The 6,024-nt window shown below is 41.4% G+C and carries 5 protein-coding genes and 1 pseudogene; 2 read left to right on the top strand and 4 right to left on the bottom strand.

Annotation, left to right across the window (positions count from 1 at the left end; all coding sequences use genetic code 11):
* Positions 1-1,042 (top strand): annotated as a pseudogene (locus PL9214_RS03215) (TrbI/VirB10 family protein); the annotation flags it as partial.
* Between the two features lie 30 nt (positions 1,043-1,072).
* Complete coding sequence (locus PL9214_RS03210) at positions 1,073-1,780, top strand: hypothetical protein (protein ID WP_072717410.1); 708 nt, start codon at positions 1,073-1,075, stop codon at positions 1,778-1,780.
* A gap of 53 nt (positions 1,781-1,833) precedes the next feature.
* On the opposite strand, the gene PL9214_RS03205 is transcribed toward PL9214_RS03210, so the two are convergent.
* The 4 genes from PL9214_RS03205 to PL9214_RS03190 all read right to left on the bottom strand — a co-directional run.
* Positions 1,834-2,109: a lipase gene (locus PL9214_RS03205; protein ID WP_072717409.1), complete on the bottom strand. Its 276-nt coding sequence runs from the start codon at positions 2,107-2,109 to the stop codon at positions 1,834-1,836.
* Between the two features lie 158 nt (positions 2,110-2,267).
* On the bottom strand, positions 2,268-2,591 hold the full coding sequence (locus PL9214_RS03200) for a helix-turn-helix domain-containing protein (protein ID WP_072717408.1): 324 nt from the start codon (positions 2,589-2,591) through the stop codon (positions 2,268-2,270).
* 329 nt (positions 2,592-2,920) lie between these two features.
* Positions 2,921-4,816, bottom strand: coding sequence for a group II intron reverse transcriptase/maturase (ltrA, locus tag PL9214_RS03195; RefSeq protein ID WP_072717411.1), 1,896 nt, complete (start codon positions 4,814-4,816; stop codon positions 2,921-2,923).
* A 745-nt stretch (positions 4,817-5,561) separates the two neighbouring features.
* Positions 5,562-6,024 (bottom strand): RNA-guided endonuclease TnpB family protein (locus PL9214_RS03190; protein ID WP_139294953.1); only part of this gene is annotated, 463 nt, incomplete at its 5' end.

Here is a 6,024-nt window from a genome sequence, read left to right as displayed (position 1 = left end):
TTCAAATCCCCCATTAGAAGAAGTTGACCCCTATCAACGCTGGGCGGAGTTAGCGTCTTTAGGACAAAGCCAAGCCGATGTTACAGACTATCCAGCTATCGCCCGCAATTCCATTACACCTCCGCCTTTGGGGATGACAACGGCCGTAGCAGCGCCAACATCTATTCCTCAAACTGAACAATTTATGCAGATTAGTTCACCCACCATCTCTTCTCCAAAACAGTCTGAACAGAATCAAGAAATCAAAACGGTTGTTATTGGTAATCCTAGCCCAGAACGTTTAACTTCTACTTCAAGGGTTGATGAAATGAGTGCCGGAGAAATCGGTATTCTTAACCGCACAATAGTTGACGAGAACGGAACTGAATATACTTCTCCTAAACAAATTGCAATTGGTTCATCTGTTAAGGGAAAAGTGATTGTACCGATGATTTGGGATGAAACAAACCAAAGCCCAACGGCAGGAAGATTTGCAGTGGAATTAACAGAGGATTTGTTAGCTACTGATGGGGCGATCGCTTTACCCATTGGAACTATTTTAATTACTGAAGTTGATAATGTTACGCCTGGTAATCGCTTGGTTTCTCAAAGTGCTGTTGCAATTGTTTATCCCGATTCTACAGGCAATATTCAGCAGATGCCTATCCCTGAAGAAAGCTTACTGATTCGAGGTTCAAATAACAAACCGTTGATTGCCCAAGGATTATTTGAGCGGGGTTCTACAATTGCTAAAACCGATATTTTAGTCGGTGTATTAAGTAGTTTAGGACGGGTTGGACAAATTATTAATCAACCTACTCAACGCACATTAAGTCAGCACAGTGGACTCTTGGGAAGTAGCAGTGTGGAAACTCTTACCGGACGCGCTCAACCTAATATTTTAGCCGCCGCTTTGGAAGGTTTTTTTACGCCCACGGCTCAACGTTTACGTGAACGCTCAGATCAAACCTTAGAAGAACTGATGAAGCGAGGTAATGTGGCAATTGTGCCAGAAGGAACGGAAGTTTCAATTTTCGTTAATGCTTTTATTACGGTCAATTAATTACTGAATTTAATTTGAGGTTATTGCATCATGAAAAAACTTCTTCAAAAAATTAGTTTAATTTTGCTTTCTCCGGTTCTCTCAACAATTCTGATCACCAGTTTATCTTCCCACAGTTCTGCTCAAAATCCAGCTTTACAACCGATGAATCGGGATACGGCAACTCGTACAACCACGAATCTCCCCGTCTGGCCAGGTCGCTTTAGCGTGATTGACTTTAGCCAAACGGATGAAATTGTTACTTATATTCGATTAGCTGACCCTTCTAAAGCCGTTTTTAATACTGATATAGAATTAGAAAGTAATCAAGCTCGGATGGTATTAGTTCAACCCATTCAACCCTTAAATTTTCCAGGGGCAACTACCACTTCTATTACTAATCTTGTCATTAAAACTCGCTCTAGTCAAGGGATTGAACGTCTCTATTTGTTTAATATTATTCCCCATTCAGGACAGCCAACCAGTAATGGAATTGCGATGACTACGGGTACACTAGGGCAGGAATCGACAGTGTTTGTAGATCATCAGCGTGTTGCTACACTCCAAGATATTGAACAAGGTTTAAAAATTGCTATTCAAAAAGGTTATACTCCTGCCACAGATCCGGTTGTTTTCAAAGTTCGAGAGTTTCTAACGTTGGTTAGAAATGGCATGGGAATTCCTGAAGCATCAGCCAAAACTCAACTGTCTATGCCGATTCTTATTTCCTTGGGAAAACTGGGGCTTGAGAAACTATAAATTTGATAGAGCTATAGGGAAGAATATCGTACCTTAAAGTTCTCAAAAACTAATTAAGCAACACCTGGTAAGTTCTGTTGTGTTGAAGAGTTAAATTGTAAATCTTCGATGAGTTGGCTTATGTTGTTTTGGTAAGAGCTATAAGGTAATTTAAAAACAGGTCTTAATTCTTCCCAAGTTTCTACTTGAAAAAGATAAGAAGCAAGTTGTTCTAAGTTGAAGCGAGAAAAATTAAAATTCATGTCTAAATGTCGGATCTTTTCCCACAATTTTTTGGGAATTGTTGTTTTCTTCAAAACCTCAACTTCTGAAATATTCTGAATTGCCATACTGTCTATCAATAAGACAAAAAGCTTCTTGCGAGAGCTAAGATTGGGTAATAAATCAGGTTGATTGTATTGTAAAAATAATTCACGTTTTTGAATCTGTTCTGGAGTGAATGTTGTTGTTAAATATTCCAGCAGTTGATCGTTCTCAGTTTCTGTCGTTAAGATGCTTTTTGGTACTGTTGGTATTGGACTTTTTTTTTACGCGCGATCGCTTCATAGGGATCTTCATCCCCTTCCGCATACTGCATGAGTTCTGTCATTGACCAACCAATCGCATAAGCAAACTGCATGAGCTTTTGCAATCTGGGGTCAGATTTTCCTTCACACCAGTTAACTAGCGTATTGAAAGAAACTCCGGTGAGTCTTCCTAACTCTCTAGAACTACCCACACGCTCATCTTCCACTAACGCCTCTATCAACTGACCAATGCGTTTGTGGATTCGGATATCTAATGCTAGGTTTTCTTCTAGTTTTGCTGACATTACAGTTCCCAGGCAGCCAAAAGTTAACAACCGATTGAATGAAGTAACCAAGCAGCGTTAATGCGCTTTACAGCCTTATATCGACTATCGGATGGGTCGATACATCTTCCATTATAGCACATTCCCCACTTTTGACATCCGCCCCGGCGTGAACGCACGGGGATTCCATCTATTTAAGTAGGTCAAAAATTGACAACTGCTTAAATGCTGGATGGGTTGACGCTTCACTGAGACGATGCTCTCTTTGCAGAAAGAAGAAGAGTCGAGGGAGATGTTACCATCTTCCCCCTCTCGTCCGAAACCGTGCGTGAAACTTTCATCTCACACGGCTACTCAATGGTGTTTCCTTTTGTCATAGGACTTCCTGACCGTTTTATTCTTGAAATGTTGGGATTATCATTGTTACATTCCCACTCGTATTTATCCCATTCTTGAGATAGTGTTGAGCGAAATATAGAGCATTCTTTCATCCTAATTTCTTTAAGGTCAATTGCGGTCTTTTTATCGTGACAGTGCCGATGTAATAGTTGTAAATTTATGTGTTCATCCTTTCCGCCGAGGGTTTTAGGAATGATGTGGTCAACTTCCATTACATCCCAGTTTTGGAAACTTAATCCGCACTCCTGACATTTACCCTTTTGTCGCTTAAGCAACTTAGCCGTCCGACTCGGCAATTCAGGGTGTGTCCCTAGTCTTGAACTCCAGTAAATTAAATCGCCGTCGAATGGGCTTTTATCGCCTTTAACTTTGACGTACTCAGTGCTACTGCTGCCGAATTCTGAGTGTCTAAGTAACCGAAGGGGGTTCGCTTTCCCTTCATTGGTTGCGAATATCCAATTGTTATTGCCGATGCTTGTCCAATATAACTTGTGACCATCATTGATATTTCCGCATCGGCGTTTTGCCCATCGTCGAAGTTTCAGGTATGTGAGTTTATCTTGTTTTGATAATTCTCCGACTGTTTGTGCGTCTGAGAAGTGGAAGTAAGAAGTCCATCCCCTTATTACAGGGTTGAGGTCTTGAATTAATGCTGCCTGTGGGCTTGACCTGTGTTTTTTGATGATTCTTCTAATTTCTTCTTGGTGTACCTTACTCGCCTTCTTCGTTGGGGTGATGAGTGTTATAAAACCTAATATTCTACCTTCTGCACTTTTTCTGCTTCGATATTTACCAGCAGGGTATTGTTGAATATGATGTCCTAAGAAATCAAATCCAGCTTTACCATCCTCACTTAGCTCTGGTTGGAGTGTATGAGTTAGCCTCGTTTTCTCAGGTTTTAATTCAAGTCCAATGTCAGATAACCATTCCGAGATTATTTCTCGACATCTTTGGATAACGGATTTATCTTTATGAATACAGACGAAATCATCGGCATATCGAATAAAGCTAAGACTTTTAACTTTATCCCGTTTGGAATAATGTCGTCCTCCCCGATATATCATTTTTAGGGTTTTGATATATTCGTTGAGTTTGTTTTCTAATCCGTGAAGGGCAATATTTGCCAGCAGAGGGCTAATTACCCCCCCTTGTGGCGTACCCTCAGATGTAGCAGTAAAAGCCCCTTGGTCTATGACTCCAGAGGAGAGCCAGGATTTGATTTGTTGTCTGACTTTTCCTTTGATGTTTATTTTCTGGAGTAGGGCTGAATGGTTGATGCGGTCAAAGCATTTTGATATATCAGCATCAAGCACGAATTTGGCTTGATTTTGGATGCTGTTCTTTATCTGCCATATCGCATCATGACATGACCTTCCGGGTCTAAAACCAAAGCTGTTTGGCTCAAATATTGCCTCCCATTCTGGCTCTAAGGCAGCTTTTACTACTGCTTGCAAGGCTCGGTCGTACATTGTGGGTATTCCTAATGGTCTTTTCTCATCTGTTCCAGGTTTTGGAATCCATACCCTACGAGTTGGTTTAGATTTTCCTGTTATTTTGAGTTGACCTACGAGGCTCATACGTTCTTTGGGGTTCAGAGCTTTCACTCCGTCCACTCCTGCCGTTTTCTTGCCTTGATTTTCTTGTGTGACCCGACGAACCGATAAAACCCTGTTAGACCAAGACCTCATCAACGTTCTTTGGAGTTTGCGGACTCGTTTGACATCGCCACAACGGGAAGCAGCATAGATGTTCTTTTGCAACTTGAAAACGTATCTTTCGACTTTACGCCAATCGATTTCGTCCCATCCCTTAGTATTCGGATTTGAATCTAAATTAGGCTTATTCATTGCTACTTGTTCCTCTAGCTTTAACACATTGCGGTTCACGTCTGCTTATCTAGGAAATTACTCCATCCCTTTTCAGGCATTACCCGTTATTTCGGGTTTAGCATTTGCTTCTTGAACCATCTCAACTCCCTTAGCGTCTGGCTTGACTGCCTACCTAGTTAACCGACCTAACTAGGAGCGTTCAGGAGGTTATTTCGTTCCTACTATCCATTGATTGAGTCTTTAGGGCGTGTCTTTCCACCGGGGGTTTAGGAAGTGCGCTATCTCGGTGTCAGAAACCTGATAGTCCTTATCCTTGTCGGCTATTTCCGACCCAAGAGGTAGGGTATTCCTACGAGCTTATATCCCTTGGTGAGAGATTTCGATGGTTCAACAACACTTTGTCTGTTCTACCCATAGACTCCTGCTAACAGTAGGTGCTTTCAGCTATTACCACCTATTCCTGTCTTCACCCCCGCTTTACGGATTTGATAGTCAGTCTCTCCCGTAGGGGCTACCAAGTTGATTTGGTAGGTTGTGTGCTTTCAATCCCGCACTAGGACGATAGGGCTTGGTTTATTTTGGATTAGGTTATGATGTTGGTGTAATCCTTCATCTTTCCCATTTTTTCCCCTAGCTATCTAGGCTAATGCTCGGCTAGGTTTCTTCACCTATATGGATATGTAAGTTGTCATCAGTAGAGGATTTTAAAGTGCGAACTCAACATAATTGTTACTCTACTGAAGCCAGTCATCCCTAAGTATTTCTACTTATTTCGACTGAACGAATCGCACCTTACCTTCTCTCCACGTCCGTTTAGAGTCTCCGAATGCCCTCCGGCGACACTTCGACATTGCTCAGTGCAAGCCTTAATATTAATCGCGGCGTTAATATCTCTATCGTGAGAAGTGCCACAATTTAAACAAGTCCACTCTCTAATATTTAATTCTTTTTTGCCACCGCGAAAACCGCAACAAGAACAAATTTGAGAAGTGGGAATCCATCTATCGATGACCCGAAAATCACGCCCGTACATAACAGATTTAGCTTCTAGCATTGTTCTAAAATACTGCCAACCCAAATCTGAAATAGCACGGGCTAATTTCCGGTTTTTAATCATTCCTGAAACATTTAAGTCTTCCAAGACTATCGTTTGATTTTCACGAATAATCCGGGTTGACAACTGATGAAGAAAATCGGTTCTGGTATCAGAAATCTTAGCGTGAAGT

The organism is Planktothrix tepida PCC 9214, from assembly GCF_900009145.1.
In the GTDB taxonomy this organism is placed as follows: Bacteria; Cyanobacteriota; Cyanobacteriia; order Cyanobacteriales; family Microcoleaceae; genus Planktothrix; species Planktothrix tepida.
Note: the sequence above shows the minus strand (reverse complement) of the source record. Positions and strands in the feature narration are given on the sequence as shown.

Excerpts from the sequence above, each read along its gene's own strand:
- PL9214_RS03205 (WP_072717409.1), bottom strand. The coding sequence starts at position 2,109 with ATGGCAATTCAGAATATTTCAGAAGTTGAGGTTTTGAAGAAAACAACA.
- PL9214_RS03200 (WP_072717408.1), bottom strand. The coding sequence starts at position 2,591 with ATGTCAGCAAAACTAGAAGAAAACCTAGCATTAGATATCCGAATCCAC.
- PL9214_RS03210 (WP_072717410.1), top strand. The coding sequence starts at position 1,073 with ATGAAAAAACTTCTTCAAAAAATTAGTTTAATTTTGCTTTCTCCGGTT.
- ltrA (WP_072717411.1), bottom strand. The coding sequence starts at position 4,816 with ATGAATAAGCCTAATTTAGATTCAAATCCGAATACTAAGGGATGGGAC.